General features: G+C 72.5%; 22 protein-coding genes. 10 read left to right on the forward strand and 12 right to left on the reverse strand.

The window, feature by feature from the left end; genetic code table 11:
• Positions 1-327 precede the first annotated feature (327 nt).
• The gene (locus tag AC07AL_RS11260) at positions 328-1,092 is read left to right on the forward strand and encodes a class I SAM-dependent methyltransferase (protein ID WP_363585449.1); all 765 of its coding nucleotides are present in this window, start codon (positions 328-330) and stop codon (positions 1,090-1,092) included.
• Positions 1,093-1,172: 80 nt separating this feature from the next.
• A complete protein-coding gene (locus tag AC07AL_RS11265) occupies positions 1,173-3,032 on the forward strand; it encodes an ATP-binding SpoIIE family protein phosphatase (protein WP_478317351.1) in 1,860 nt (619 codons plus the stop codon).
• A 94-nt stretch (positions 3,033-3,126) separates the two neighbouring features.
• Here AC07AL_RS11265 and AC07AL_RS11270 read toward each other — a convergent pair whose 3' ends face one another.
• Positions 3,127-5,307: an MMPL family transporter gene (locus tag AC07AL_RS11270; protein WP_478317352.1), complete on the reverse strand. Its 2,181-nt coding sequence runs from the start codon at positions 5,305-5,307 to the stop codon at positions 3,127-3,129.
• Between the two features lie 155 nt (positions 5,308-5,462).
• Here AC07AL_RS11270 and AC07AL_RS11275 point away from each other — a divergent pair, with 155 nt between their 5' ends.
• On the forward strand, positions 5,463-6,086 hold the full coding sequence (locus tag AC07AL_RS11275) for a TetR/AcrR family transcriptional regulator (RefSeq protein WP_363585452.1): 624 nt from the start codon (positions 5,463-5,465) through the stop codon (positions 6,084-6,086).
• 20 nt (positions 6,087-6,106) lie between these two features.
• Here the strand turns inward: AC07AL_RS11275 and AC07AL_RS11280 are convergent, their stop codons facing one another.
• Positions 6,107-7,132 carry a LysR substrate-binding domain-containing protein gene (locus AC07AL_RS11280; RefSeq protein ID WP_363585453.1) on the reverse strand — a complete coding sequence of 342 codons (1,026 nt, stop codon included), beginning with the start codon at positions 7,130-7,132 and terminating at the stop codon, positions 6,107-6,109.
• Positions 7,133-7,249: 117 nt separating this feature from the next.
• Here AC07AL_RS11280 and AC07AL_RS11285 point away from each other — a divergent pair, with 117 nt between their 5' ends.
• Positions 7,250-7,801 (forward strand): peroxiredoxin, encoded by a 552-nt coding sequence (locus tag AC07AL_RS11285; protein WP_063347991.1) that lies wholly within the window; start codon positions 7,250-7,252, stop codon positions 7,799-7,801.
• Between the two features lie 3 nt (positions 7,802-7,804).
• On the forward strand, positions 7,805-8,347 hold the full coding sequence (locus AC07AL_RS11290; RefSeq protein WP_363629586.1) for an alkyl hydroperoxide reductase: 543 nt from the start codon (positions 7,805-7,807) through the stop codon (positions 8,345-8,347).
• A gap of 75 nt (positions 8,348-8,422) precedes the next feature.
• On the opposite strand, the gene AC07AL_RS11295 is transcribed toward AC07AL_RS11290, so the two are convergent.
• From AC07AL_RS11295 to AC07AL_RS11310, 4 genes are all read right to left on the reverse strand, one after another.
• A complete protein-coding gene (locus AC07AL_RS11295) occupies positions 8,423-9,814 on the reverse strand; it encodes an AI-2E family transporter (protein WP_363585454.1) in 1,392 nt (463 codons plus the stop codon).
• A 473-nt stretch (positions 9,815-10,287) separates the two neighbouring features.
• A complete protein-coding gene (locus tag AC07AL_RS11300) occupies positions 10,288-11,028 on the reverse strand; it encodes an aggregation-promoting factor C-terminal-like domain-containing protein (protein ID WP_400328322.1) in 741 nt (246 codons plus the stop codon).
• A gap of 451 nt (positions 11,029-11,479) precedes the next feature.
• Positions 11,480-12,814 (reverse strand): PhoH family protein, encoded by a 1,335-nt coding sequence (locus AC07AL_RS11305; protein ID WP_063347994.1) that lies wholly within the window; start codon positions 12,812-12,814, stop codon positions 11,480-11,482.
• A 206-nt stretch (positions 12,815-13,020) separates the two neighbouring features.
• Entirely contained in the window at positions 13,021-13,815 is a 795-nt protein-coding gene (locus tag AC07AL_RS11310) for an isoprenyl transferase (RefSeq protein ID WP_208869076.1), read from the reverse strand.
• A 443-nt stretch (positions 13,816-14,258) separates the two neighbouring features.
• Between AC07AL_RS11310 and AC07AL_RS11315 the strand changes: the two genes are divergently transcribed.
• Positions 14,259-15,878, forward strand: coding sequence for a chitinase (locus AC07AL_RS11315; protein ID WP_400809804.1), 1,620 nt, complete (start codon positions 14,259-14,261; stop codon positions 15,876-15,878).
• 205 nt (positions 15,879-16,083) lie between these two features.
• On the opposite strand, the gene AC07AL_RS11320 is transcribed toward AC07AL_RS11315, so the two are convergent.
• Entirely contained in the window at positions 16,084-16,794 is a 711-nt protein-coding gene (locus AC07AL_RS11320) for a prepilin peptidase (protein WP_363585480.1), read from the reverse strand.
• Between the two features lie 99 nt (positions 16,795-16,893).
• Between AC07AL_RS11320 and AC07AL_RS11325 the strand changes: the two genes are divergently transcribed.
• Together AC07AL_RS11325 and AC07AL_RS11330 are read left to right on the forward strand one after the other, a co-directional pair.
• Positions 16,894-17,613, forward strand: a complete 720-nt coding sequence (locus tag AC07AL_RS11325; protein ID WP_400809802.1) for a hypothetical protein — start codon at positions 16,894-16,896, stop codon at positions 17,611-17,613.
• Between the two features lie 100 nt (positions 17,614-17,713).
• Entirely contained in the window at positions 17,714-18,928 is a 1,215-nt protein-coding gene (locus AC07AL_RS11330; protein WP_350879977.1) for a pyridoxal phosphate-dependent aminotransferase, read from the forward strand.
• A 219-nt stretch (positions 18,929-19,147) separates the two neighbouring features.
• Here the strand turns inward: AC07AL_RS11330 and AC07AL_RS11335 are convergent, their stop codons facing one another.
• Positions 19,148-20,974: a phosphoenolpyruvate carboxykinase (GTP) gene (locus tag AC07AL_RS11335; RefSeq protein ID WP_363585457.1), complete on the reverse strand. Its 1,827-nt coding sequence runs from the start codon at positions 20,972-20,974 to the stop codon at positions 19,148-19,150.
• 276 nt (positions 20,975-21,250) lie between these two features.
• Here AC07AL_RS11335 and trhA point away from each other — a divergent pair, with 276 nt between their 5' ends.
• Complete coding sequence (gene trhA, locus AC07AL_RS11340; RefSeq protein ID WP_380345602.1) at positions 21,251-21,955, forward strand: PAQR family membrane homeostasis protein TrhA; 705 nt, start codon at positions 21,251-21,253, stop codon at positions 21,953-21,955.
• Here trhA and AC07AL_RS11345 read toward each other — a convergent pair.
• The 3 genes from AC07AL_RS11345 to AC07AL_RS11355 form a co-directional block, all read right to left on the reverse strand.
• Positions 21,926-22,408 (reverse strand): hypothetical protein, encoded by a 483-nt coding sequence (locus AC07AL_RS11345; protein WP_400809800.1) that lies wholly within the window; start codon positions 22,406-22,408, stop codon positions 21,926-21,928. The two genes, trhA and AC07AL_RS11345, sit on opposite strands and share 30 nt — an antisense overlap.
• A 326-nt stretch (positions 22,409-22,734) precedes the next feature.
• Positions 22,735-23,583, reverse strand: coding sequence for a hypothetical protein (locus AC07AL_RS11350; RefSeq protein ID WP_363585459.1), 849 nt, complete (start codon positions 23,581-23,583; stop codon positions 22,735-22,737).
• 8 nt (positions 23,584-23,591) lie between these two features.
• On the reverse strand, positions 23,592-24,266 hold the full coding sequence (locus AC07AL_RS11355) for a papain-like cysteine protease family protein (protein WP_350879985.1): 675 nt from the start codon (positions 24,264-24,266) through the stop codon (positions 23,592-23,594).
• 265 nt (positions 24,267-24,531) lie between these two features.
• Between AC07AL_RS11355 and AC07AL_RS11360 the strand changes: the two genes are divergently transcribed.
• Positions 24,532-25,464 (forward strand): hypothetical protein, encoded by a 933-nt coding sequence (locus AC07AL_RS11360; RefSeq protein WP_478317363.1) that lies wholly within the window; start codon positions 24,532-24,534, stop codon positions 25,462-25,464.
• Positions 25,465-25,475: 11 nt separating this feature from the next.
• On the opposite strand, the gene AC07AL_RS11365 is transcribed toward AC07AL_RS11360, so the two are convergent.
• Positions 25,476-26,063, reverse strand: a complete 588-nt coding sequence (locus AC07AL_RS11365) for a hypothetical protein (RefSeq protein ID WP_400809796.1) — start codon at positions 26,061-26,063, stop codon at positions 25,476-25,478.
• Positions 26,064-26,073 lie beyond the last annotated feature (10 nt).

Genomic DNA, 26,073 nt, shown 5'->3' on the forward strand with positions numbered 1-26,073 from the left:
GGCCGGCCCTCGCCCCGGCGAAACCGCAGGTCAGCCGTTCCACCACGGCGCGCCATGCGGCGCGCGCAGCCCGCGCGCACCACCCCCGCCCGCACCGTCGTGCTTCCGCAACCCCGTCCACACCGGCCCAAGCATGACGAGTTGGCTGGAAAGGGACCCCATGGCGCAGAGATCACGCATATTCTCAGATGCCAGTACACACACGAGTGTCTGCCGGCAACGTGTGGGCCGGCGAGGCAGGACGGGCGCCGGGGCGGACGGCATCCCGCTCCCGTGCGGCCGCGTGCAGCCGGCCGGAGGCCACGGGTGGAAGGGTGCCTCTCAATCGTGACGACCGGACAGATATCCGACTCGTTCCCCGTCGACGAGGACGCGGGAGACGACGGGCCCGACGTGCGGCGGCGCCGGGCGGCGCGTGCCCTGCAAGCCGTCGCCTTCGACACCATCGGCGCCGGGTACGGCGAGGCGTTCCCGGCCAAGGACGGGCAGCTGGCCTGCGGACGGCAGCTGCTGGCCGAGCTCGAACCCGGCGCGCGGGTGCTGGACGTGGGCTGCGGCACCGGGGACCCGACGGTCAGGCAGCTGGTCGCGGGCGGGCTGCGGGTGACCGGGATAGACCTCTCGGACGTGATGCTCTCGCTGGCCCGGCAGGCCCGGTTCCCGGGCGAACACCCGCCGGAGTTCCATCGGATCGACCTGTTCGATCTGGCCACCGAGCGCGCCGGGCAGGTCTGGAACGCCCCCGGGCTGGGGCCGCTGGGCAAGGACGGGTTCGCCGCCGTCACCGCGTTCTTCTCCCTGATCCTGCTGCCGCAGGACGAGATCCCGACCGTGCTCGCGCGGCTGCGCGAACTCCTCCGGCCGGGCGGACTGCTGGCGCTCGGTATGGTCGAGGCGGATCTGGATCACGTTCCGCTTCCGTTCCTTGGCAGAGAGCTGCGGATCAGTGGGTATCTGAGGGAGGATCTGGAGCGGGTTCTCGTCACGGCGGGCTTCGCCGTCGAGGAGTGCTCGGGGCATCCGTACGCGCCGGCCAGCACCACGCTACCGCCGGAGGAACAGCTGTTCCTGTGCTGTCGACGCGTCGGCTGACCCACCGCACGGCAGCAGGGCCCGCCAGCAGGACACCGCAGACCACCACAGAGACCACACCGAATCCAGGACAGGCAGCCGTGCGCGACCAGCTCAAGACCGAGGCCGGACAGCCGGCTGCCGTCCCGGGCCAGCGCGGCCTGCCCCTGGCACCGGCACCGGCACACCAACCGACCGCGCGCCCGGAGCGCGAGGACGTGGCGGGCCGGCTCGGCTACCTCGACCTGGCCACCCGGCGGATCAACAGCGCGCTCGACCTGTCCGCGACGCTGCGCAACATCGGCCGGGTACTCGTTCCCACGCTGGCCGACGCCGCCGTGGTCCACCTGCGCGATCCGCTGCCCAACGTCGAGCGCGAGCCCGGCTTCCCGGACGAGCTGCGGATCCACCACAGCACCGGCACCCGGATCGGGCGACGCGGCCGGCCGAGCGGCGCGGACGACCGGCACCGCTCCCGGTACGGCTCCCGCTCCACCGCCGACACCGGCCCCGCCACCCCGGTGACCCGCGGCGGGGCGCTCGCGCACGCCCTGCTGAGCCGCCGCCCCGCCGAGTCCGCGGTGCTCGGCACGCCCGGCGCCGAACGCACCGAGGCGCTGCTGCGCGAGCTGTACGGCACCCGCGGGCTGGCCCGCCTGGCCGCGGGCACGTCGGTGCTGGCCCTGCCGCTGCGCGGCCGCAAGGCCGTGCTCGGCCTGCTGGTGCTGATCCGCCGCCCTCCTGAACGCACCGGCCGGCCCGCCTTCGACGCCGCCGACACCGCGACCGCCGCGCACCTCGCCACCCAGGCGGGGCTGGCGGTGGACACCGCCCTGCGGTACGCCCGCGAGTGGGAGATAGCCAACGAACTCCAGCGCAGCATGCTGCCGTTGCGCCTGCCGCAGCCGCACGGCGTCCGCCTCGCCCAGCGCTACCTGCCGGGCGAGCGCGGCGCGCAGGTCGGCGGCGACTGGTACGACGCCGTGCCACTGCCCGGCAACCGGGTCGCCCTGATCGTCGGCGACGTGATGGGCCACTCGCTCACCTCGGCCGCCATCATGGGCCAACTGCGCACCAGCGCCCAGACCTTGGCCGCCCTCGACCTTCCGCCGCACGAGGTGCTCTACCACCTGGACGAGCAGGCCCAACGGCTCGGCCGCGAACAGCACCTGGCGACCTGCGTGTACGCGGTGTACGACCCGATCGCCAACCGGGTGGTGCTGGCCAACGCCGGGCACGTCCCGCCCGTCCTGGTCCGGCCGGACGGCACCGCCGAGTTGGTGGAGCTGGACTCCGGGGCCCCGATCGGGGTCGGCGGGGTGGACTTCAACTCGGTCGAACTTCCCGCCCCGCCCGGCTCGGCCCTGCTGCTGTTCACCGACGGCCTGGTGGAGACCCGCAGCCGCCCGATCAGCGACGGCCTGGAGGTCCTCCGCGCCCGGATCGCCGCCGCCCGCTGGCAGTCCCCCGAGCAGCTGTGCCAGGAGGCGCTGCGGATCCTGCCGCCCGGCGACCGCGGCGACGACATCGCCCTGCTGGGCGCGTGCTTCGACGGCATCCCGGCCGGGGACGTCGCGCACTGGTACCTCCAGCCGCGCAACGAGACGCCCGGCCGGGCCCGCCGGCTGGCCGCCCACACGCTGCGCCGCTGGGGGCTCGGCGAGCTCAGCGAGGCGACCGAGCTGATGATCAGCGAGCTGGTGACCAACGCCGTCCAGCACGCGACCCGCCCGGTCACCCTGAGCCTGGTGCGCACCACTCGGCTGCGCTGCGAGGTCGGCGACGACAGCCCGCTGCTGCCGCGGCCGTGCCGTACCGGGCTGGAGGACGAACGCGGTCGCGGCCTGCAGATAGTGGCCCGGTGCGCGGACCGCTGGGGCGCCACCCGGCTGGGCACCGGCAAGGTGGTCTGGTTCGAGCAGCGACTGCCCCAACCGCCCGTCGAGCAGCGGCTACCGTAACCACCCGTAACCACCCGCAGCCGCCCGTCGAGCAGCGGCTGCCGCGGCGCGCGGGCGCCCGACGGGAGCGGCCCGCCGAGCGCCCGGGAGCGGTTCAGACCCCGGCCGGCTCCTTCACCGGATGCTGCTCCAGCCGCGCGATCAGCTGCTCGCCCTCCATGTCGACCCGCGGCACGACCTTCTCCAGCCTCTTCGGGAACCACCAGGCGGCCTTGCCGAACAGCGCCATCGCGGCCGGCACCAGCGCCATCCGCACCACGAAGGCGTCCACCAGCACGCCCACCGCGAGGGCGAAGCCGATCGGCTGCACGATCGGGTCGTGGCCGAAGACGAACGAGCCGAACACCGACACCATGATCAGCGCCGCCGCCGTGACCACCCGGGCGCCGCCGCGCACCCCGGCCACCACGGCGTCCCGCGGCGCCTTCCCGTGGACGTACTGCTCCTTCATCCCGGAGACCAGGAACAGCTCGTAGTCCATCGCCAGCCCGAACAGCACGCCGATCAGCAGGATCGGCACGAAGCTCACCACCGGCCCGACCTTCGGCACGTCGATCAGGCCGTCCAGCCAGCCCCACTGGTAGACCGCGACCACCGCGCCGAGCGAGGCGGTGATGCTGAGCAGGAAGCCGGCCACCGCCTTGAGCGGGACGAGCACCGAGCGGAACGCCAGCGCCAGCAGCACCACCGCGATGCCGACGATCACCGCGAGGAACGGCGGCAGTGCCTGGCCGAGCTTGGTGGAGACGTCGATGTTGGCGGCGGTGGTACCGGTGACGGCGATGTCCGCGCCGGTCGAGGTCTTGAGCGGCGCGCGCTGGTCGCGGATCTCGTTGACCAGTGTCCTGGTGCCGGCGTCGTCCGGTCCGGTCTGCGGGATGACGGTGAGCAGGGCGGTGCGCCCGGCCTGGTCGACTGCCGGGGGCAGCAGTGTCCGCACGCCCGGCAGGGTCTGCAGCCTGGCCGCCACCCCCTGCACCGCCTGCTCCGGCTGCGGCACGCCCCCGGCGTCCACGACGACCACCAGTGGCGCGTTGAAGCCCGGCCCGAAGCTCTCGCCGACCAGGTCGTAGGCCTTGCGCGCATCGGTGCCGGCGGCCTGCGAGCCGCCGCCCGGCAGGCCGAGCCGGAGGCTCGCGGCGGGCACCGCGAGCAGGCCCAGTCCGGCCAGTCCGACGAGCAGCACGGCCAGCGGGCGGCGGACCACGAACCGGCCCCAGCGCTCGCCCAGGGTGGTCCGGCTGCCGGTGCGCAGCGCCCGCTTCCAGACCGGCAGCCGGTCGATGGCGCGGCCGGCGAAGCCGAGCAGTGCGGGCAGCAGCGTGATCGCGACCAGGACGGCCACCACGACGGCGCCGGAGGCGGCCAGGCCCATCACGGTCAGGAAGGGGACGCCGGCGACGGCGAGCCCGGCGAGCGCCACGACCACGGTGAGGCCGGCGAAGACGACGGCGCTGCCGGCGGTGGCGGTGGCGCGGGCGGCGGCCTCGTCCGGCTCCAGGCCCTCGTCCAGGTGGCGGCGGTGCCGGGAGAGGATGAACAGCGCGTAGTCGATGCCGACGGCGAGACCGACCATCAGGGCCAGCACCGGCGCGGTGGTGATGATCTCGAACGAGCCGGACAGCGCCATGATCGCGGCCATCGCCACACCGACCCCGACCATCGCGGTCAGCAGCGGCAGCCCGGCGGCGACCAACGAGCCGAGGGTGATCACCAGGACCACCCCGGCGACGGCCAGACCGATCGCCTCGCCGCCGTCGACCTGCGCCATCCGGTTGTACGCGTCACCGCCGAAGGCGACGTCCAGCCCGGCCGCGCGGGCCGGTTCGGCGGCGGCCTTGACGGCCTCGCGCTGCTGGTCGGTGACGTCGGCGAGCTTGTGGTCGAAGGAGACCAGGGCGATCGCGACCCGGCCGTCCGGTGAGACGGCGTGGGTGGCGTACGGGTCGGGCACGGCGGCCACGCCGGGGACGGCGGTGATCCGGGCGACCGCCTCGCTGACCGCCCTGCCCGCCTCGGGCGTGGTGGCGCCGCCGGGCGCGGGGGCCGCGAAGACGACCTGGGCGGAGCCGTGGCCCTGCTCCGGGAAGGTGTCCTTGATCCGGTCCAGGGTGGTCTGCGCCTCGGTGCCCGGCACCTTGAACTCGTCGCTGGTCTTGCCGGCGAAGGCACCCGCGGCCCCGCCGATCGCGATCAGCACCGCGATCCAGACCGCCAGCACCGCCCGCCGTCTCCGGAAGCAGTAGCGGCCCAGTCGGTAGAGGTGCGTGGCCATGGGTGACCCCTCGGTCAGGTCGTCGGGCAGGCAGGTGCCTGAACAGGTCGCGGTCCACCGTACGCGCAATATTGTCAGGCGACAAAGTTGGTCGACAGAATCAAGTGACGGAATCATTCGACGCAGTTATCCGACCATGGCGATACCCTGGCTGGATGGCTCATGTCCCCGCCTCCGAACGCCGACCGCAACTGGTCCAGGCCGCCCTCGACCTGATGACCCGGGAGGGGGTCGCCGCCGGCAGCACCCGGGCGATCGCGGCCGAGCTGGGCGTGGCGCAGGCGACGGTGCACTACACCTTCGGCACCAAGAAGGACCTCTACCGGGCCGTCGTCGAGCAGCTGACCGCCGAGTTCATCGGCCACGTCCGCGCCGCCTACCCGGGCGACGGCTCCTTCGGCGAACAGGTCGCCACGCTGGTCCACGCGCTCTGGGAGAGCTCGACCGGCGCGGACGGGCGCTGCGCGCTGCTGGGCGAGTTCGCGGCGCTGGCGATGCGCGACCCGGACCTACAGGAGATCATGCGGGCGCTCCAGCACGGGATCGAACGCACCGCGGCGGAGATGCTCACGACCCTCGCCGAGGCGCACGGCCTCGAACTGGCCATGCCCGCCGAGGAGATCGCCGTCCACTTCCTCACCGGCTTCGACGGTCTCACCGACCGCTACCTGGCCCTGCGCGCGCCCGGCGAGCAGCCCGACCACGGCACCCTGCGGGCCCTGGACCTGCTGGTGGCCACCACGGTCGGGCTCTGCCTCGGCGCCCCGGCGAAGCCGTGAGGCCGTAGGACCGCAGGCCGCTAGGAGGCGATCCGGACCGGGAGTTCGGCCAGCACCTCGCGCAGCGCGGCCGCGAAGCGCTCGTACTCGGTGCTGCGGGCCGAGCCCGGGCGGGTGGCCAGCCCGATCCGGCGGCCGGGGGCCGGGGCGGCGAAGCGGACGGCGGCCAGCCGGTCGGTGCGGCCGGCCTCGACGTCCAGCGCGGTGGCGGGCAGCAGCGTCACCCCGAGGCCGCCGGCGACCAGTTGGACCAGGGTGGACAGGCCGGCCGCGCGGGTGGTGGAGCCCCCGGGATCGGCACCGACCTCACGGCAGATGTCGAGGGCCTGGTCGCGCAGGCAGTGGCCCTCCTCCAGCAGCAGCACGTCCAGGTCGAGCAGCACGTCGCGCGGGACGTCGATCCGCCCGGCGAGCGGGTGCTCGGGCGGGGTGACCAGGACGAAGTCCTCGTCGAACAGCGGGATGTCGCGGGTCGGCGAGGTACCGCCGGCCGGGAGCGCGAGCAGCAGGACGTCCAGCCGCCCGGCGGCCAGCCCCTCCAGCAGCGCGGGGGTGCGCTCCTCGTGGACGTGCAGCTCCAGCTCCGGGAAGCGGTCGCGGACCAGCCGCAGCACGGTGGGCAGCAGGTAGGGCGCGACGGTCGGGATGACGCCGAGGTGCAGCGGCCCGGTGAACGGGCGGCGGGCGGCCTCGACCTCCTCGGTGAGGGCTTGCAGCGAGGCGAGCACCCGGCGTGCGTGCTCGCGCACGCGCTCACCCAGGGGGGTGATAATCACCCTGCGCGTCGTACGCTCGACCAGCTGCGCGCCCAGCGACTCCTCCAGTGCCGCGACCGCCCCGGACAGGGCCGGCTGGCTGGTCCCGGTGGCGGCGGCGGCCTCCCGGAAGTGCCGGTGCTCGGCGACCGCGAGGAAGGCCTTGAGCTGGGCGACGGTCGGCGCCCGGGGGCTGCGGACTGTGGCGCTCGCCACAGCGGCCTCGGGTTTGGCGGCGGCGACCCTGCGGGGGCGGGGCCGCGACGTGGGCGGTTCGGTACTGATAGCCATCTCCGATCAGACACATCAAGTGTAGCTATTTCCCTGATCAGTCCACGATGTGGAAACGTAGGGCGTGTCCGGAATCCGGACAAAACTCCCCTCAGTCTCACTTCAGGAGAAGCGAACGTGCTCACGATCGGTGACAAGTTCCCCGAGTTCGAACTCAACGCCTGCGTCGACCTGGACGCCGCGAACGCCTTCGCCGAGATCAACCACAAGTCCTACGAGGGCAAGTGGAAGATCGTCTTCTTCTGGCCGATGGACTTCACCTTCGTCTGCCCGACCGAGATCGCCGCGTTCGGCAAGCTGAACGACGAGTTCGCGGACCGCGACGCCCAGATCCTCGGCGTCTCCGGCGACTCCGAGTTCGTGCACCACGCCTGGCGCAAGGACCACAAGGACCTGCGCGACCTGCCCTTCCCGATGCTGGCCGACGTCAAGCACGACCTGATGCGCGCCTGCGGCGTCGAGGGCGCCGACGGCACCGCCCAGCGCGCGGTGTTCATCGTCGACCCCAACAACGAGATCCAGTTCGTCATGGTGACCGCCGGCTCCGTCGGCCGTAACCCCAAGGAGGTCCTGCGGGTGCTGGACGCCCTGCAGACCGACGAGCTGTGCCCGTGCAACTGGACCAAGGGCGAGGACACCCTCGACGCCCAGGCCCTGCTGGCGGGCTGACCCATGGCCCTCGACGACCTGAAGGCCGCCCTCCCGGACTACGCCAAGGACCTCAAGCTCAACCTGGGCTCGGTCATCGGCAACTCCGACCTCCCCGCCCAGCAGCTCTGGGGCACCGTGCTGTCCTGCGCGATGGCCACCCGCAGCGCCGCCCTGCTGCGTGAGCTGGAGCCCGAGGCCAAGGCCAACCTCTCCCCGGAGGCGTACACCGCCGCCAAGGGCGCGGCCGCGATCATGGGGATGAACAACGTCTACTACCGGACGCTGCACCTGCTCTCCGACAAGGAGTACAGCACGATGCGGGCCGGTCTGCGGATGAACATCATCGGCACCCCGGGCGTCGAGAAGGTCGACTTCGAGCTCTGGTGCTTCGCCGTCTCGGCCATCAACGGCTGCGGCCAGTGCCTCGACTCGCACGAGGCCGTGCTGCGCAAGGCCGGCGTCGAGCGCGAGGTCGTCCAGGCCTCGATGAAGATCGCCGCCGTCCTCCAGGCCGTGGCGGGCGTCCTCGACTCCGAGGCCGCCCTCGCCGCCGCCGGCGCCTGACGGACCCCGCACCAACGCCGACGGGCCCTCCCGGACACCACGTCCGGGAGGGCCCGTCGGCGTTGCGCTTCGGCCTCAGCCGTCCCCGGCCGGGGCGGCGGAGGTCCGGCCCGCGGCCTCGCGGGCGGCCTCCATGGCGGTGAAGACGGCCTGGCCGGCCTCGTTGCGGCGGCGCAGGTGGGTGATCACGGTGTTGGTGACGGCGATCAGCGGGACGGCCACCACCGCACCGCCGATGCCGCCGATGATGCCGCCGGCCGCGACGCCGAGGACGACGCCCAGCGGGTGCACCCGGACGGCCCGGCCGAGGATCAGCGGCTGCAGGATGTGGCTCTCGATCTGCATCACCGCGACCAGCACGATCAGCACCATCAGCGCCGTCCACGGCCCCTCGGTGACCAGGGCGATCAGCATCGCGACCGTGCCGGTGACGAGTGCGCCGACCAGCGGGACGAAGGCGCCCAGGAAGATGATCACGGCCAGCGGCATCGCCATCGGCACGCCCAGCAGGTCGATGCCGATGCCGATGCAGACCGCGTCGATGAAGGCCACGCAGACGGTGCCGCGCACGTACGCGGTGAGCGTCGCCCAGGCCTTCGGGCCGGCTCCGGCCATGGCGAAGCGGGAGTGCCGGGGCAGTCCGCGCAACGCCCAGTTCCAGATCCGCGCGCCGTCGTAGAGGAAGAAGAAGGTGGTGAAGAAGGCCAGCGCCACGGCGGTCAGCACCTCGACGGCGATCTGCGCGCCGGTCAGGCTGGCCGAGGTGATCTGGTCGGTGTTGGTGGTGATCGCCTTGCCGATCTGGTCGGCGTAGTCGTTGATCTGCTGCTGGGTCAGGTGCAGCGGCCCGGTGCTCAGCCAGTCCCGCAGTTGGTCGACGCCGTCCTTCACCTTGCTGGTGACCGTCGACAGGTTGGTGGACACCTGCCAGACCACGAACCAGCCGACCAGCCCGATTCCGGCCAGACCGCTCAGGAACACCCCGCCCGCCGCCAGCGAGCGCGGCACCCCGTGCCGGCGCAGCCAGGAGACCGTCGGCTCCAGCAGCGCGGAGATCAGCAGCGAGGCCAGCACCGCGAAGGCGACCAGCCGCAGCATGTCGACGATGTAGAAGACGACGTAGAGCGCGCCGCCGAGCAGCAGCAGCCGCCAGGTCGACTCGGCGGCCACCCGCAGCCCCCAGGGCACGGCCTCGGCCGGGGTGGCCGGCCGGCCGGGGTGGTACTCCCGCGCCAGGCCGGGCGGTGCGGCCGGCGCGGGGGCCGCCGGGGCGGCGGCCGGTACAGCGGCGGGTTCGACCCGCGGGGCCGGCACCGGATCGGGCGCCTCGGCCAGTGCGGGGACGGCGAGCTCGTGCGGGTCGGCCGCCATCGCGGCACGCCGGCGCCGTTCGATCACGGCGGCCGCGCTCGCCACCACGGCCATGCCCTTGGCCACGGCCTTGAAGGCCTTTCCGCCCCGCGCCATCCTCGCTACCACCGCTCCCCTGCTGAGCCGCCGTGCCCGGCGGTACGCCGTGGGTCCCGCCACGGCCGTCAGGGATGACGCTACCCGGCGGCGGCCCGGCGAGTCCGGCCCCCGCCGGGTTCGGCTCGAACAACCTCGCCATCAAACCGGGGCAAACCGTCAGGTTTCAGATGGTTTCGGACCGGGATCGCTGGGGAGGAGTCGAAACGAGGCCCCCGGGGAGAGCGAGGCCTCGGACCACGGACCAACTGCCGGCGGACCGGCCGGTGCGGGAAGCGACCAGGACCCCTTCCCGCGCCCCGCGTCCGCACCGGGTCCGCACCGCCCGCAGGCGCACTGGTCAGCGCAGCCCGGGCGGCGCGGCCCGACCCGGCTCCCGATGGGCGGGAACGCGACGGCCCCCGGTCGCTCGTCGGGCGGGACGAGCGGCCGGGGGCCGTACGGGAGAGTCCACCGCCGGGCGGTGGCGGCTCCTAGTACCAGTTGTGGGACTGCCAGAACGACCAGGCGCCACAGGGGCTGCCGTAGCGGCTGTTCATGTAGCCCAGACCCCACTTGATCTGGGTGGCCGGGTTGGTGCGCCAGTCGGCACCGGCCGAGGCCATCTTGGTGCCGGGCAGCGCCTGGACCAGGCCGTACGCGCCGGAACTCCGGTTGGTCGCGGTGTAGTCCCAGCCGCTCTCGCGCTTCACGATCTGGCTGAAGCACTGGAACTGGGCGTCGTCACCGACGACCTGCCGGGCGATGTCCTGGACGGATCCGGGGCTGACCGAGACCGGCGGGGCGCTGTTGTCGGTGGCGGCCATCGCCGAACGCGCCTTGGAACGGTTGGCAGCGGCCTCGTCGGCCTTGCGCTTGTCCTCGGCGGCCTTGGCAGCCTTGTCCGCATCGGCCTTGGCCTGGGCATCGGCCTTCGCCTGGGCGTCCGCGGCGGCCTTCTGGCGCGCGGCCTCCTCGGCGGCCTTCTGCTCGGCGGCGGCCTTGGCCGCGGCGTCGGCGGAGGCCTGCTGGGCGGATGCCTGCTGGCCGATGTTGTCACTGATGGTCTGCGCCTGGGCGCCAGAGGGGACTTCGGCAAGCAGGGTCGCGCCCGCGACGTCGACCGTCTGCGTCGTCTTGCCCTCGCTGCCCGAGGCCACACCCACGACGGCACCGACAGCGGTGACGGCGGTGGCGGAGGCCACAGCGACTCCCCGGACCGAGATCCGAGTCACATGGATTCCTTCCAGCATCGCCCACGCGTGACCGTGCGGGCGCAACATGCCCCTTGGCACTGACCTCCGCAGGTGCTCTGGTCACGGGAGGTGCTGGCCCGGCGTCCGGCCGAGGTGAGGCGACCGGGCGTTGGAATCGGGCGGCGTACGGCTCATCGGTCTTCAATTGTGCGTCCACCGACCGGAGTTGGTGGACCATCCGGGCCCGGACTCGTGGAGTCCGGAAGCCCTGCCACGCCGTACGCGGGGCCTGACAGAACCCTCACCATGCCGCACCGGACGCTGTCGACGCAATTCCCGTTCGCGTGGCGCACGTCACATTCACCGCACGGGAGTTCCCCGGGCGGAAAGCACTCGATGTGATGAAAGGGGTGAGGGCCCGCCCCGTCAGGAGCGGGCCCCGCACCAAGAGTTGACCGTATTGTCCGACTATGTCCTGGTCAGGGACGAATCACGGGTGGATGTCCTCCAGCATCTCCGTGACCAGCGCCGCGATCGGCGAACGCTCCGAGCGGGTGAGCGTGATGTGCGCGAAGAGCGGATGCCCCTTCAGCTTCTCCACCACCGCCACCACGCCGTCGTACCGGCCCACCCGGAGGTTGTCGCGCTGCGCCACGTCGTGGGTGAGCACCACCCGCGAACCCTGGCCGATCCGGGACAGCACCGTCAGCAGGACGTTCCGCTCCAGCGACTGGGCCTCGTCCACGATCACGAAGGCGTCGTGCAGCGAGCGGCCCCGGATGTGGGTCAGCGGCAGCACCTCCAGCATCCCCCGGGAGATCACCTCCTCGATCACGTCCGGGGTGGTGACGGCGGAGAGGGTGTCGAAGACCGCCTGCGCCCAGGGGCTCATCTTCTCCGTCTCGGAGCCCGGCAGGTAGCCGAGCTCCTGCCCGCCGACCGCGTACAGCGGCCGGAAGACCATCACCTTGCGGTGCTGCCCCCGCTCCAGCACCGCCTCCAGCCCCGCGCACAGCGCCAGCGCGGACTTGCCGGTGCCCGCCCGGCCGCCCATCGAGACGATGCCGACGTCCGGATCGAGCAGCAGGTCCAGCGCCACCCGCTGCTCGGCGCTGCGCCCGCGCAGTCCGAACGCCTCGCGCTCGCCGCGCACCAGCCGGACCCGGCCGTCGCCGGTCACCCGGCCGAGCGCCCGGCCGCGCTCCGAGGTGAGCACCAGCCCGGTGTGCACGGGCAGCTCGTCCGCCCCCTCGACGTCCACCGCGGCGTCGTGGCCGGCCGCGAACAGCGCGTCCACCTGCTCCGCCGGGACGTGCAGCTCGGACATCCCCGTCCAGCCGGAGGTGATGGCGAGCTCGGCCCGGTACTCCTCGGCGAGCAGGCCCACCGAGCTGGCCTTGATCCGCAGCGGCAGGTCCTTGGAGACGACCGTGACGTCGTACCCCTCGGCCTGGAGGTTCCGGGCGACCGCGAGGATCCGCGAGTCCGCCTCGCCGCCGCCGACCCGGTAGCCGGCCGGCAGTATCGACAGGTCGGAGTGGTTGAGCTCGACCCTGATGGTGCCGCCGAGCTCGCCGACCGGGATCGGCTCGTCGAGCCGGCCGTGGCGGATGCGGTAGTCGTCGAGCAGTCGCAGCGCCTGGCGGGCGAAGTAGCCCAGCTCCGGGTGGTGCCGCTTGGCCTCCAGCTCGGTGACGACCACCACCGGCAGGACGACCTCGTGCTCCTCGAAGCGGGTCATGGCGAGCGGGTCCGCCAGGAGCACGCTGGTGTCGAGAACGTACGTGCGCCGGTCTGGCGTCCGGCGGCTCTTGGAACTGACCACTAGGCCTCCAGAGCGGATGACCCTGCGTCATCCGCGGCAAGCCGGCCCCCGCTGCCCCGGTGGCCTCGGGACCGGACTGCCTGGAGTATTCCCAGGCGAGGGGCGGTGCATTCGCGCCCCCGGCGAACTGACGGATCATTGCCGGTGAACGTTTGGCCTCACGAGGGCTCCGGGTAGGCCAGCCCTACGGCGGTCACTTCACCCGTTCAGAGGCCCAGTCGCCGGTTGCGCTGCTCGAACGCCCGCAGCGCCCGCAGGAAGTCGACCTTGCGGAAGGCCGGCCAGTACGCCTCGCAGAAGTAGAACTCGCTGTGCGCGCTCTGCCAGAGCAGGAAACCGGACAGGCGCTGCTCGCCCGAGGTGCGGATGATCAGGTCCGGGTCGGGCTGGTTGCGGGTGTAGAGGTGCTCGGCGATGTGCTCGACGTCGAGGATCTCGGCCAGTTCCTCGATCGAGGTGCCGCGCCCGGCGTGCTCCTGGAGCAGCGAGCGGACGGCGTCGGCGATCTCGTGCCGGCCCCCGTAGCCGACCGCGACGTTGACCGTGATGCCGTCGATGTCGGCGGTCTCCTCGGCGGCCCGCTTGAGCACGTCGGCGGTGTGCTGCGGGAGCAGGTCCAGTGCGCCGACCGGGTGGACCTTCCAGCGGCGGGCGGCGGCCAGCCCGGTGACGGCGTCCTCGATGATGCCCAGCAGCGGGACGAGCTCGTCGGCGGGGCGGTCGAGGTTGTCGGTGGAGAGCATCCAGAGGGTGACGACCTTGACGTGGGTCTCGTCGCACCAGCCGAGGAACTCGCTGATCTTGTCGGCGCCGCGCTGGTGGCCGTACACGGTGGTGCCCCCGGCGGCCTTCGCCCAGCGGCGGTTGCCGTCCAGGATCACGCCGATGTGGTGCGGGGTGCGGGCGAGGTGGACCTCGACCCGGCGGCCGTAGAGCCCGTACATCCCGCCCAGCAGGGTACGCAGACCCGGCGTCCGTTCGGCGACATCGCGCAGACCCATGATTCCCGGCCCCTCCGTGCTCGTTCAGCTGGTGCGTCAACGCCCCGGCGCAGCCTACTCCGGCGGGCAGGCACACGGTAAAGCCGCAGGTAGCGGTCTGGTCACGGTCCTGTACGGAGTCCGCCCCGGCGGGCGTGTCGCGGGCCTTGCCCGACGGCTCCGACGGCGGACACGGAACGGTCTCCGAATCCTTAAGGAATCCGTAAGCCGACTGTCCAATGCTTGACGACCGGCAATGGTCTAGTCCAGCTTTTGATCCAAGGCGGAACGAACCCCACGGCCCCGCCCCACCCCCACGCACCACCGTGCACCACCATGCACCGCCGCGGTCGCCCACCCCCAGGTACGACGACCCCACGCACCACGACGGACCTCCCCTCCCCCACACGCGGCCGCCGCGCCCCCCACCGCGGCGGCCGCTCCCTCCCCAGGAGCGTCACCCCATGGCCCGTACGCTGAACCAGCCCGCGCACAAGCGCCGGCGCAGCCCCCTCCCGGCCGTCGCGGCCGGCGCCACCGCCCTCGCCCTGGCCGGCGGCGGCCTGGCCCTCTTCGCCGGCGGCGCCAGCGCGGCCGTCGGCAACCTGGTCACCAACGGCGGCTTCGACAGCGGGCTGGGCGGCTGGAACTGCGCCGGCGCGGCGACCACCGTCTCCTCCCCGGCCCACTCCGGCACCGGCGCGCTACAGGCCACCCCGGGCGCCGGCGACACCGCCGAGTGCACCCAGACCATCAGCGTGCTGCCCAACACCAGCTACACGCTGAGCGCCTGGGTCCAGGGCCCGTACGTCTACCTCGGCGCGCGCGGCACCGGCGGCACCGACCCGTCCAGCTGGTCGAACCAGAACAGCTGGAACCAGCTGTCCTCCACCTTCACCACCGGCGCGAACGCCACCAGCGTCACCGTCTACCTGCACGGCTGGTACGGCCAGAGCGCCTACCTCGCCGACGACGTGAGCCTGATCGGCCCCGGCGGCCCCTCCACCCCGAGCCCGACCGCCACCGCCACCCCGTCACCGACCGCCACGGCCACCGCGACCTCCTCCCCCACCGCGACCGGCACGCCGACGGCCACCGCGACCCCGACCCCGACCGCCACCGCGACCGCGACCGCGACGCCGACCCCCACGGCCACCGCGACCGCCACCACCCCGCCGGTCACCGGCCTGCCCGCGCACGCGGTCACCGGCTACTGGCAGAACTTCGACAACGGCTCGACCCCGCAGCGCCTCGGCGACGTGCAGAGCGCCTACGACATCATCGCGGTGTCCTTCGCCGACGCCGTGCCCACCCAGACCGGCGCGATCAGCTTCACCCTCGACCCCGGCCTGTCCAAGGCCCTCGGCGGCTACAGCGACGCACAGTTCCGCGCCGACATCAAGGCCAAGCAGGCGGCCGGCAAGAAGGTCGTCCTCTCCATCGGCGGCCAGAACGGCGCGATCACCGTCGGCGACGCCACCGCCGGCAACAACTTCGCCAACAGCGCCTACGCGATCATCAAGGACTACGGCTTCGACGGCATCGACGTCGACCTGGAGAACGGCGTCCAGGCCGGCCCGCTCGGCAACGCGCTGCACACCCTCCAGGCCAAGGTCGGCCCCGGCTTCATCCTGACCATGGCGCCCGAGACGATCGGGATGTACAGCACCGCCGGCGCCTACTTCCAGCTGGCGCTGAACACCAAGGACATCCTCACCGTCGTCAACACCCAGTTCTACAACTCGGGCGGCATGAACGGCTGCGACGGCAAGGTCTACAACCAGGGCACCATCGACTTCATCACCTCGCAGGTCTGCACCCACATCCAGGGCGGCCTGCGGCCCGACCAGGTCGGCATCGGCGTCCCCGCCTCCGCCAAGGCGGCCGGCGGCGGCTACGTCTCGCCGACCGTGGTGAACAACGCGCTGGACTGCCTGGCCACCGGCAACAACTGCGGCAGCTTCGTCCCGCCGGCCAAGTGGCCGACCATCCGCGGTGCGATGACCTGGTCCACCAACTGGGACGCCAACAACGGCAACGCGTTCTCCAACGCGGTCGGCCCGTTCGTCCACAAGATGCCGTAACCCCCCACCGCCAATCCCCCACCGGCGCGCCGCTCCTTGAGGGTGGGGCCTGCGCGCCGGCGGCGGGGCCCGCCGTACCCGACCCGGTACGGCGGGCCCTCCCGCGTCCGGGCCCGGTAGCGCCAGGTCCGGTCCGGCCCCCGGGCCCAGGCACCACCTGTGGCGTCGCGGTGGCACGGGAAGTCCGGCCTCCCGGGCCCGGGGGCTACCGGGCCAGCACCGCCAGCAGCGCGCCGAGCAGCAGGAACGGTCCGACCGGGACGTCGAGCCCGCGCACCGGGCGCCGGCGGGCCAGCGCGACGGCGGCCCGCAGGATCGCCCAGAGCCCGGCGAGCACCACCGCGGCGAACAACCCGGCGACCGCCACCGGCCAGCCGTACCAGCCGAGCAGCCCGCCCAGGGCGAACCCCAGCGGCGAGTCACCCGGGCCCAACGCGCCGATCCAGACCGCCAGTTCGAGCAGGGCCCCGACCGCGAGGGCCACCAGCAGGCAGCGCAGCAGCACCCCCGGGCGCCCCGCGGCCAGCGCCGCCACCGCCAGCAGGGGGGCCACCCCGCCGACCAGCGGCAGGGTCAGCCGGTACGGCAGCCGGCGCACCCGGGCGTCGACGAAGCCGAGCACCACGCCGAGCCCGGCCGCCCAGCCCAGCGCCGCGGCCGACGGCCCGTCCGCCGCGTACGCCAGCCCGGCGGCGACCACGGCCGCCACCAGCTCCACCGACCAGGCGCCCGCGCCCAACCGCTCCCGGCAGCCCGGACAGCGTCCGGTGGGCGGCAGCAGTCGCACCTCGCGCCCGCACAACGGGCAGGCACCGCACCAGGGTTCGCCCTCCGGCACGGCGAACCGGGCGACCAGCCCGCGCAGCAGCGGAGCCACCAGAAATGCGGCCAGCACCGCGCCGACTGCGGCTAGCATCACCGGCGCACCCCCTTTTCGATCAACGCCTGCACGCCCGTGCGGCACCCGGGAACCGGGCGGGGCGCACCGACCACATCATCCAACGGGGGAACGACCATGACGAAGACCCAGTCCATCCGGAGAATCGCGGCCGGCCTGCCGGCGGCGGCGCTCGTCCTGGCGCTGTCGGCCTGCGGGCCGGACAACGCCGACCCGGCGGCCGTCCCGAGCGCCCCGGCCGCGCCGCCCACCGGCACCGCCGGGGCCTCCACGGCTCCCGGCACCCCGACCGGCTCCCCGACCGGCTCCGCGGCCTCGACCGCCCCGGCCACCCCGACCGCCCCGGCCGGACCGCAGCCGTCCGTCACCGCCGGCGGCAACAACGTCGCCCAGGTCAGCTACGACCGCCCGCTGCCGCTCGGCAGCGCCGGCCGCTACGTCGGCAAGAGCTCGGTGGTGGACGCCGCCGCGGTCTCGATCGTCAAGGGCACCGCCGCGGAGATCGCCCCGCTCAACCTCCCGTCGACGAGCACCGGCGGCAAGACGCCGTACTACGTCACCGTCTCCTTCACCAACCGCACCGGCGCCCCGCTGGCCGAGGACGCCTACATGATGCGGGTCTGGGTGAAGCCCAAGGACCACTCGGCGGGCGCGCTGCCGGCCGCGACCCTGCAGAAGGCGATCCCGCAGTGCGACACCCGGTCGCTGGTCACGCTCGCGGACGGGCAGTCCGTCAAGCTGTGTGCCGTCTATCTCGTCCCGAACGAGACCCCGCCCAGCTTCCTCACGTACGGGAACATCCTGGACACCGCGCCCCTGGTTTGGAAGGTCGGCTGACACCCCCGCCTGCCGATCCAAGGAGGCCGCTCCGGGCGGTTCGGTGCGCGTCCCGGGACGCGCACCGAAGTGCCCGGAGGTGCCCCTAAAGTAGGCAGGCATGCAGGTCATCCAGTCCAGCAAGCTCGCCAATGTCTGCTACGACATCCGCGGCCCGGTACTCGACGAGGCGATGCGGCTGGAGGAACAGGGCCACCGCATCCTCAAGCTCAACACCGGCAACCCCGCCGTCTTCGGCTTCGAGGCGCCGCCGGAGATCCTCCAGGACATCCTGCGCAACCTCTCGACCGCGCACGGGTACGGCGACTCCAAGGGCCTGCTCGCCGCCCGCCGCGCGGTGGTCATGCACTACGAGGACCGCGGCCTGCACGGGCTGAGCGTCGAGGACGTCTTCCTCGGCAACGGCGTCTCCGAGCTGATCCAGCTGGCCATGACCGCGCTGCTGGACGACGGCGACGAGGTGCTCGTCCCGGCGCCCGACTACCCGCTGTGGACCGCCTCGGTCTCGCTGGCCGGCGGCACCGCGGTGCACTACCGCTGCGACGAGCAGGCCGAGTGGTACCCGGACCTCGCCGACATCGAGGCCAAGGTCACCGACCGGACCCGGGCCATCGTGGTGATCAACCCGAACAACCCGACCGGCGCGGTCTACCCGCGCGAGGTGCTGGAGGGCATCGTCGAGATCGCCCGCCGGCACCGGCTGGTGGTCTACGCGGACGAGATCTACGACAAGATCCTCTACGACGACGCCGAGCACGTCCCGCTGGCCACCCTGGCGCCCGACCTCTTCTGCGTCACCTTCAACGGCCTGTCCAAGGCGTACCGGGTCGCGGGTTTCCGCTCCGGCTGGATGGTGCTCTCCGGCGACCGGCAGCGGGCCCACAGCTATATCGAGGGCCTGGCCGTGCTGGCCTCGATGCGGCTGTGCGCCAACATGCCCGCCCAGCACGCGGTGGCCGCCGCGCTCGGCGGCCGGCAGTCGATCCGCGACCTGGTGCTGCCCGGCGGGCGGCTGCTCGCCTCGCGCGACGCGGCGTACCGGCTGCTCAACGAGATCCCGGGGGTCAGCTGCGTCAAGCCCAAGGGCGCGCTGTACGCGTTCCCGCGGCTGGATCCGAAGGTCTACAAGATCAAGGACGACGCCCAGATGGTGCTGGACCTGCTGCGCTCCCAGCGCATCCTGCTGGTCCAGGGCACCGGCTTCAACTGGCCCGAGCCGGACCACTTCCGGCTGGTCACGCTGCCCCGGGCGGAGGAGATCACCGACGCGGTGACCAGGATCGGCGACTTCCTGAGCGGCTACACCCAGCCGTAGCCCCGGAACGGCCGCACCCAGCCGTGGCCCCCGCGCCCGGCGCCCGACACCCTGACACCCGGCACCCGGCACCCGGGGAAAGCACTACGGCCGGAGTCCCGGCCCGGGCGGTCTCCTTGGTCGGGGAAAGACCGCCCAGGGGAACTCCGGCCGTCCTGTCACTCGACGGGCGCGCGGTTCGTGCCGCGCGACCGCCTCTCGCTCTGCTGAGGCTCAGGCTCAGCCGAGGCGCGCGACGAGGCTCCGGTACTCGTCCCACAGCTCCTTCGGGGTGTGGTCGCCGAACAGCTCCAGGTGGGCCGGCACCAGCGCGGCCTCCTGGCGCCAGATGTCGGCGTCCACGGTGAAGAGCAGGTCGAGATCCTCCTGGGACAGCTTCAGGTCGCCGAGGTCGAAGCCGTCGACGGTCGGCAGCACGCCGATCGGGGTCTCGACGCCCTCGCCGGTGCCCTCCAGGCGCTCGACGATCCACTTGAGGACGCGGCTGTTCTCGCCGTAGCCCGGCCAGACGAACGCGCCCTCGGCGTTCTTGCGGAACCAGTTGACGTAGTAGATCTTCGGCAGCTTCGCGGCGTCCGCCTGGGCGCCGACCTTCAGCCAGTGGGCGAAGTAGTCGCCCATGTTGTAGCCGCAGAACGGCAGCATCGCGAACGGGTCGCGGCGCAGCTCGCCGACGGTGCCCTCGGCGGCGGCGGTCTTCTCGGACGCGATGTTGGCGCCGAGGAAGACGCCGTGCTGCCAGGTGAAGGACTCGGTCACCAGCGGGACGGCGGTGGCGCGGCGGCCGCCGAACAGGATCGCCGAGATCGGCACGCCCGACTGGTCCTCCCACTCGGGGGCGATGGTCGGGCACTGCGCGGCCGGGACGGCGAAGCGGGCGTTCGGGTGGGCGGCCGGGGTGCCGGACTCGGGGGTCCAGTCGTTGCCGCGCCAGTCGGTGAGGTGCGCCGGGGGCTCCTCGGTCAGGCCCTCCCACCACACGTCGCCGTCGTCGGTCAGCGCGACGTTGGTGAAGACCGTGTTGCCCCACAGGGTGTCGATGGCGTTGGCGTTGGTGTCCACGCCGGTGCCGGGGGCGACACCGAAGAAACCGGCCTCGGGGTTGATCGCGTAGAGCTGGCCGTCGGCGCCGAAGCGCATCCAGGCGATGTCGTCGCCGATCGTCTCGACCTTCCAGCCCGGGACGGTCGGCTGGAGCATGGCCAGGTTGGTCTTGCCGCAGGCCGACGGGAAGGCGGCGGCGACGTACTTGACCTCGCCGGACGGCGGGGTGAGCTTCAGGATCAGCATGTGCTCGGCCAGCCAGCCCTCGTCACGGGCCATGGTCGAGGCGATGCGCAGCGCGTAGCACTTCTTGCCGAGCAGGGCGTTGCCGCCGTAGCCGGAGCCGAAGGACCAGATCTCCCGGGTCTCCGGGAAGTGCGAGATGTACTTGGTGCTGTTGCACGGCCACGGCACGTCCGCCTGGCCCTCGGCCAGCGGGGCGCCGACGGTGTGCACGGCCTTGACGAAGTCGCCGTCCTCGCCGAGCTGGTCCAGCACCGCCTTGCCCATGCGGGTCATCACGCGCATCGACACGGCGACGTAGGCGGAGTCGGTGATCTCGACGCCGTACGCGGCCAGCGGGGAACCGACCGGGCCCATCGAGAAGGGCACGACGTACATCGTGCGGCCCTTCATCGCGCCGCGGAACAGTCCCTTCTCGCCCTGGAAGACCTCCCGCATCTCGGCCGGGGCCTTCCAGTTGTTGGTCGGACCGGCGTCCTTCTCCTGCTCGGAGCAGATGTAGGTGCGGTCCTCCACGCGCGCCACGTCCGTCGGGTCCGAGGCGGCGTAGTAGGAGTTGGGGCGCTTTTCCTCGTTGAGCTTCTTGAAGGTGCCCTGAGCCACCAGCAGGTCCGCGAGGCGCTGGTACTCCTCGTCGGAGCCGTCGCACCACTCGACGCGGTCCGGCTGGGTGAGCTCGGCGATCTCGTTCACCCACGCGAGCAGGCGCTGGTGGCGGGTGGGCGCGGAGGCGCTGAGAGCAGAGATCTCGTACGACACGATCGCTCCGTTTCACACCATCTCGGCGAGGAGGTGGCGTAGCGGGGGTCTGAGGGTGCTTGCAGCGTAGCTCCGGCTCCAACGCCAAACTGCGGCACAGCGTCGAAATTGACTTATCTTTTACTACAGTAAGTACGATTACCGGCCAGTAATAGGTCGTCCACATCCCGGCCCGGACATCCTCGCGGACACCTCGAATACTCCAAAACGTCCAAGAGTGATGATCACCACTTTCCTACGCGTCAGTAACCTACGGCCCCGTAGGTAGCGGGTAGCATGCTGCGCATGACTGCTGAGCTCGTCGAGAGCACGGAGAACGAGGGCGCGGAGAACGAGGCCTCGGGACGCAAGCCGAAGTGGCGCGGCTGGCTGCACGCCGGGATGTTCCCCGCCACCGTCGCCGCCGGGATCGTGCTGATCTGCCTGGCCGACTCCACCCCCGCCAAGATCGCCTGCGCGATCTACTCGATCAGCGCCTGGCTGTTGTTCGGGGTCAGCGCGGTCTACCACCGCTTCGACTGGGGCCCGCGCGGGGACGCCGTGCTGCGGCGGCTGGACCACGCGAACATCTTCCTGATCATCGCGGGCACCTACACGCCGTTCACGATCCTGCTGCTCAAGGGCGCCGACCAGCAGGTGCTGCTCTGGGTGGCCTGGGGCGGCGCGCTGGCCGGAATAGCGTTCCGGGTGTTCTGGGTCGGCGCGCCGCGCTGGCTGTACACACCGGTGTACATCGCGCTCGGCTGGGCCGCCGCCTTCTTCCTGCCGGACTTCCTGCACGCCGGCGGCGTCGCCGTCCTGGTGCTGATGATCGTCGGCGGGGTGCTCTACAGCATCGGCGGCGTGGTGTACGGGCTCAAGCGGCCCAATCCGTCACCGCGCTGGTTCGGCTTCCACGAGGTGTTCCACGCCTTCACCCTGGGCGCGTTCATCGTGCAGTACGTCGGGGTCTCACTGGTGGCGTACAGCGCGGCCGGCTGAACCCGGCGCGCCACGGCGGGCGGCCGCGCGGTCCACGGACCGGGCGACCGCCCGCTCCGCCGTCCAGGGGCGCTCGTACGGCGCCCGGCCCTGCGGGCGGCGCGGGTACGGCGGGTGGTCCGCCACGTCGGCCTCCGGCCACGGCTCCACCGCAGGCCCGGCGGTGCGGCCGCGCGCCTGCCGGGCGTCCAGCGCCTCGCGGGCCCGGCGGCAGCGCTCGCAGTGCGCGGCGTCCGGGGTGACGGCCGACGGCCGGTGCCCCCGCGGGGCGGTCGGCCGGTGGAGCGCCCGCCAGCGGCGGCCCACGTAGACCATGAGCAGCAGCACCTCGACCCCGGCGACGACCAGGACCAGCATCGCCCCGTTGATCAGGTAGGCCGCGACCACGGCGAGCGCGGACGCCACCACCACCGCCGCACCCCACACCTGGGCGTTCGACTCCCTGCCGGCCATTCGACTCCCCTTTCCCGGCGCCGGGCTCGTGGTCGGCTCCGGCCGCCCCACCCCTTCTCCGCTCTCGGCACGCGTCAGTCAGCACTGACCGATTGCCACATGGTATCTACCGTCCGTCACCCGGAGCTGCCCCCGGGCGGCGAACGACAGATCAACGTTGCGTCAATTCCTTGTGCGGAAGCATTACTTCCAGGACACATCACGCAGCGCGCCCGCTCGACTACGGGCTGGCGTGCCGGGGCCGCACGCAGCACGGCGGGGCCCGGCTGTGTCAGCCGGACCCCGCCGCATCCCACGTGTGGCGCGCACGTCGCGCCCGAGAGGCCCTACCCCCGTCGGACACCCGCCCTGCGCCGCACGGCCGCACCCGCGCCCACGAGCGCGGTGACGCCCAGGGCCGCGGCCGCCGTCACGGCCGGCAGCGCCGAACCGCCGCCCGCCGCCCGTTCCCGGTCGGCCGCCAGCTGGTAGCCGCCGCCCTTGCCCTCCCGGTCGTACGCCGAGCCGGGCAGCTTGTCCCCGTACCGCTGGTGCACCAGCTTCTGGTACGCGGCCAGCGACACCCCGCCCGCGCCCACCGAGCGCCGGGCCTCGTCGTCCAGCGGCAGCACCCGGCCGTCGCGCAGCACGTACCAGGCGTTCACCTGCGGCTCGCGGAACGCCGTACCGCCACCGCCACCGGCCGCCTTCGCCGCGTAGTCGCTCTCGTCACCGCCGGAGGCGATGTTGACCACCCGCCAGGAGTCACCCTGCCGGATCGTCCACACCGAGGCCGTCTGCCCGTCCGCCGCGACCACCTTGCTCGCGGTGAACTCGGCCGTCGCCACCGGCGCACCCGGGGCGCCGGCCACGAAACCCGCGTCCAGGGTGTACACCGGCACGGTGTCGCCGGCCAGCCGCGGCGCGGCCGCGCTCGCCGCCTGCGCCTCCTGCGCCGCACCGATGGTCAGCTGCTGGGTCGGCGGGACGCCCTTGCGGGCGAAGAAGTGGCCCACCTTGTCGAGGACGGCCTGGTCCTGGACCACGCCACGGGCCTTCGCCAGATCCGCGACGGGCACCGGCACCGGGGCGCCGGCCGGCCCGTCCGCGTGCGCGGCCGGGGCCAGCGCCAGCCCGAGGCCGGCGGCGAGCAGGGCGGTGACGGCGGCCCGACGGGCCTTTCCGAGGTCAGTCATGGTCGCCCTCACGCGCCGATCCGGTACAGGGAGTGGGTCCACGAGAACGTGTTGTTGTTCACGTAGTAGTTGTAGTCCGCCCAGTTGTAGCGGTAGTTGGACGGCCACGGGTCGCCCCAGTACACCCAGTTGCTGCTGGTGTCGTAGCCGTAGACGACGTGCATGTGCCCGCCGCCGGAACTCCACTGGATCCGGGTCTCGATCGGCCGGTTCGCGTCCACCTCGGTCTGCACGGTGTTGTAGCGCAGGTAGCCGGTGACGTACGAACCCGGGTTGATGCCGACCCAGTCCAGCCCGTTCTGCACATCGGCCAGCGAGGCCTGGCTGTTGGGGCAGCTGGAGTTGACCGAACGGCCGAACGCGGCGTTGCAGAACTGGTTCTGGCTGTAGTTGTAGCCGAACCAGGTGGCGATGGTGTTCCCGCTCGCCGCCCAGCACCAGTTGGTCTGCTGTTGCTGCTGCATGGTGATGTTGAGCTTCTTGAACGTGCCGGCCAGATCGGCCGTGCTGCCGGGCGCGGCAGCCTGGCGAACCTGCGCCGGGGCACGGTCCTGGACGGGAGCGAGATCCTGGGCGGGGGCGGCGAGCGCCGGAGTGGCCGCCACCGCGGTCAACGCCGGGCCCAGCACGCCGAGGGCGAGCAGCGAGACCGCGCGGCGCAGCCGTATCCGTGGAACTGGCATGGGGGAAATGCCTCCTTGCACAAGCGGAGCGAGGTGCTGTGTGGGGGCGCGGTCCGGATCGCGCCATGAGCATCCCGCCGCCCCCGGAAGCCGGTCAACGGCCCCCAGGACCATCACAGTTCAGGTGTGAACGACCGGCCACGGGTGTGAACGCCACCCCGAAAACCCCCGCGTGGCACGCCAGGACCGGTGACAAACCGCCGCCCTGATGTGAATATTCACGGTCAAACACGGTCTGCCCGCGCCCGTCCCCCAGGAGGCCGTCATCCACCGCACCGACCAGGCCGACCTCACCGCCGCCCTCCGCACCGGCCCCTTCCACCTCGCCCTGCGCACCGCCATCGCCACCCGCGGCCTCGCCCTCCACCGCATCCGACGCCACCTCGCCCTGCGCGGCGTCCACGTCGGACTCACCAGCCTCAGCTACTGGCAACAAGGCCGCCGCCGCCCCGAACGCCCCGAATCCCTCCGCGCCGTCACCGCCCTCGAAGACGTCCTCGACCTCCCCGAACACTCCCTCACCCGCCTGCTCGGCCCCCGCCGCGCCGCCGACACCACCCCCGCCGGCCCACCCGTACGCCCCTACCGCGACCTCATCTCCCCCGCCACCGCCGTCGACGACCTGCTCGCCACCATCGCCGGCCCCCGCGACACCGGCCTGCACACCATCACCCACATCGAACGCATCCGCCTCGGCCCCGACCGCCAACTCGCCCGTCGCGACTCCCAACACGCCCTCCGCGCCCACCGCGACGGCATCGACCGCTACCTCGCGCTCTACCAGGGCGACCCCGGCAGCGACATCACCCGCGTCGGCGTCCGCGCCGAAGAGAACTGCCGCCCCGGCCGCATCCGCCGCGACCAGACCCACCACCTGCTCGTCGCCGAACTCCTCCTCGACCGCCGCCTACGCGCCGGCGACACCCACCTCCTCGGCTACGGCTTCGACGACGCCCCCTCCCCCGACCCCAGCTGCGAATACGTCCGCGGCTTCAACTCCGGCGCCGGCCAGTACGTCCTCCAGATCACCTTCCACCCCGCCGCCCTCCCCGTCCGCTGCCACCGCTTCGCCCTCCACTCCCCGGGCGAAGCCCCCTACGAGACGGAGGAACTGACCCTGGACGGCCACCACTGCGTCCACCTGGTCGCGACGGCACTGCGGCCGTGCCTGCTGGGAATCAGGTGGGACTGGGAGTGACGGGCGCGGCGTCAGTGCGACCAGTACGGGTCGTCGACGTCGGGTGCGCCCTCGTGACCGGTCAGGCGGGGGCCGACGGGGCTGGCGCCGTAGTCCTTCTCGGGCTGGTAGCGGACCGGGGTCACCTGGGCGCTGATCGACACGTCGAAGTACAGGTCGCTCGGGGTGTTGACCGCCAACAGGTTGAAGCCCGCCGCACCGCGCGCCGGGCAGTTCAGTTCGACATAGTGCTTCGCCTCGTATCCGACGGTGGAATCCTCCCGCCGGCACCGGTCGCCCCAGAGCTGCGTCAGCTGGTCCAACAGCACCGACAACTTCGGCGGGGCCACCTTCGTCCGAAGCCTGGCGGAGAGCATGACCTGTGACAGCAGAGCCGGTTCGCCGTCCGCGTGCTCCGGATCTCGGTCCACGACGTAGCCACTGCCGAAATAGGCCACCGACGGGGTTATCGCGCCGATGGCCGTCCGCAAGGTCTCGTCGAGTTGCCCCTTCGCCTCGCGCGGGCTCAGCTGGGGGGCTCCCCGGTCTTTGATGGCCATCGGCCCGTAGCCGTTGTAGAACAGCCCCACCCCGGCCGCCAGCACGGCTACCGCCGCCACTGAACACCCG

It is taken from the genome of Kitasatospora sp. NPDC043949 (assembly GCF_056435365.1).

Excerpts from the sequence above, each read along its gene's own strand:
- AC07AL_RS11270 (WP_478317352.1), bottom strand. The coding sequence starts at position 5,307 with ATGGCCACGCACCTCTACCGACTGGGCCGCTACTGCTTCCGGAGACGG.
- AC07AL_RS11275 (WP_363585452.1), top strand. The coding sequence starts at position 5,463 with ATGGCTCATGTCCCCGCCTCCGAACGCCGACCGCAACTGGTCCAGGCC.
- AC07AL_RS11280 (WP_363585453.1), bottom strand. The coding sequence starts at position 7,132 with ATGGCTATCAGTACCGAACCGCCCACGTCGCGGCCCCGCCCCCGCAGG.
- AC07AL_RS11290 (WP_363629586.1), top strand. The coding sequence starts at position 7,805 with ATGGCCCTCGACGACCTGAAGGCCGCCCTCCCGGACTACGCCAAGGAC.
- AC07AL_RS11295 (WP_363585454.1), bottom strand. The coding sequence starts at position 9,814 with ATGGCGCGGGGCGGAAAGGCCTTCAAGGCCGTGGCCAAGGGCATGGCC.
- AC07AL_RS11310 (WP_208869076.1), bottom strand. The coding sequence starts at position 13,815 with ATGGGTCTGCGCGATGTCGCCGAACGGACGCCGGGTCTGCGTACCCTG.
- AC07AL_RS11315 (WP_400809804.1), top strand. The coding sequence starts at position 14,259 with ATGGCCCGTACGCTGAACCAGCCCGCGCACAAGCGCCGGCGCAGCCCC.
- AC07AL_RS11320 (WP_363585480.1), bottom strand. The coding sequence starts at position 16,794 with ATGCTAGCCGCAGTCGGCGCGGTGCTGGCCGCATTTCTGGTGGCTCCG.
- AC07AL_RS11325 (WP_400809802.1), top strand. The coding sequence starts at position 16,894 with ATGACGAAGACCCAGTCCATCCGGAGAATCGCGGCCGGCCTGCCGGCG.
- AC07AL_RS11330 (WP_350879977.1), top strand. The coding sequence starts at position 17,714 with ATGCAGGTCATCCAGTCCAGCAAGCTCGCCAATGTCTGCTACGACATC.
- trhA (WP_380345602.1), top strand. The coding sequence starts at position 21,251 with ATGCTGCGCATGACTGCTGAGCTCGTCGAGAGCACGGAGAACGAGGGC.
- AC07AL_RS11345 (WP_400809800.1), bottom strand. The coding sequence starts at position 22,408 with ATGGCCGGCAGGGAGTCGAACGCCCAGGTGTGGGGTGCGGCGGTGGTG.
- AC07AL_RS11350 (WP_363585459.1), bottom strand. The coding sequence starts at position 23,583 with ATGACTGACCTCGGAAAGGCCCGTCGGGCCGCCGTCACCGCCCTGCTC.
- AC07AL_RS11355 (WP_350879985.1), bottom strand. The coding sequence starts at position 24,266 with ATGCCAGTTCCACGGATACGGCTGCGCCGCGCGGTCTCGCTGCTCGCC.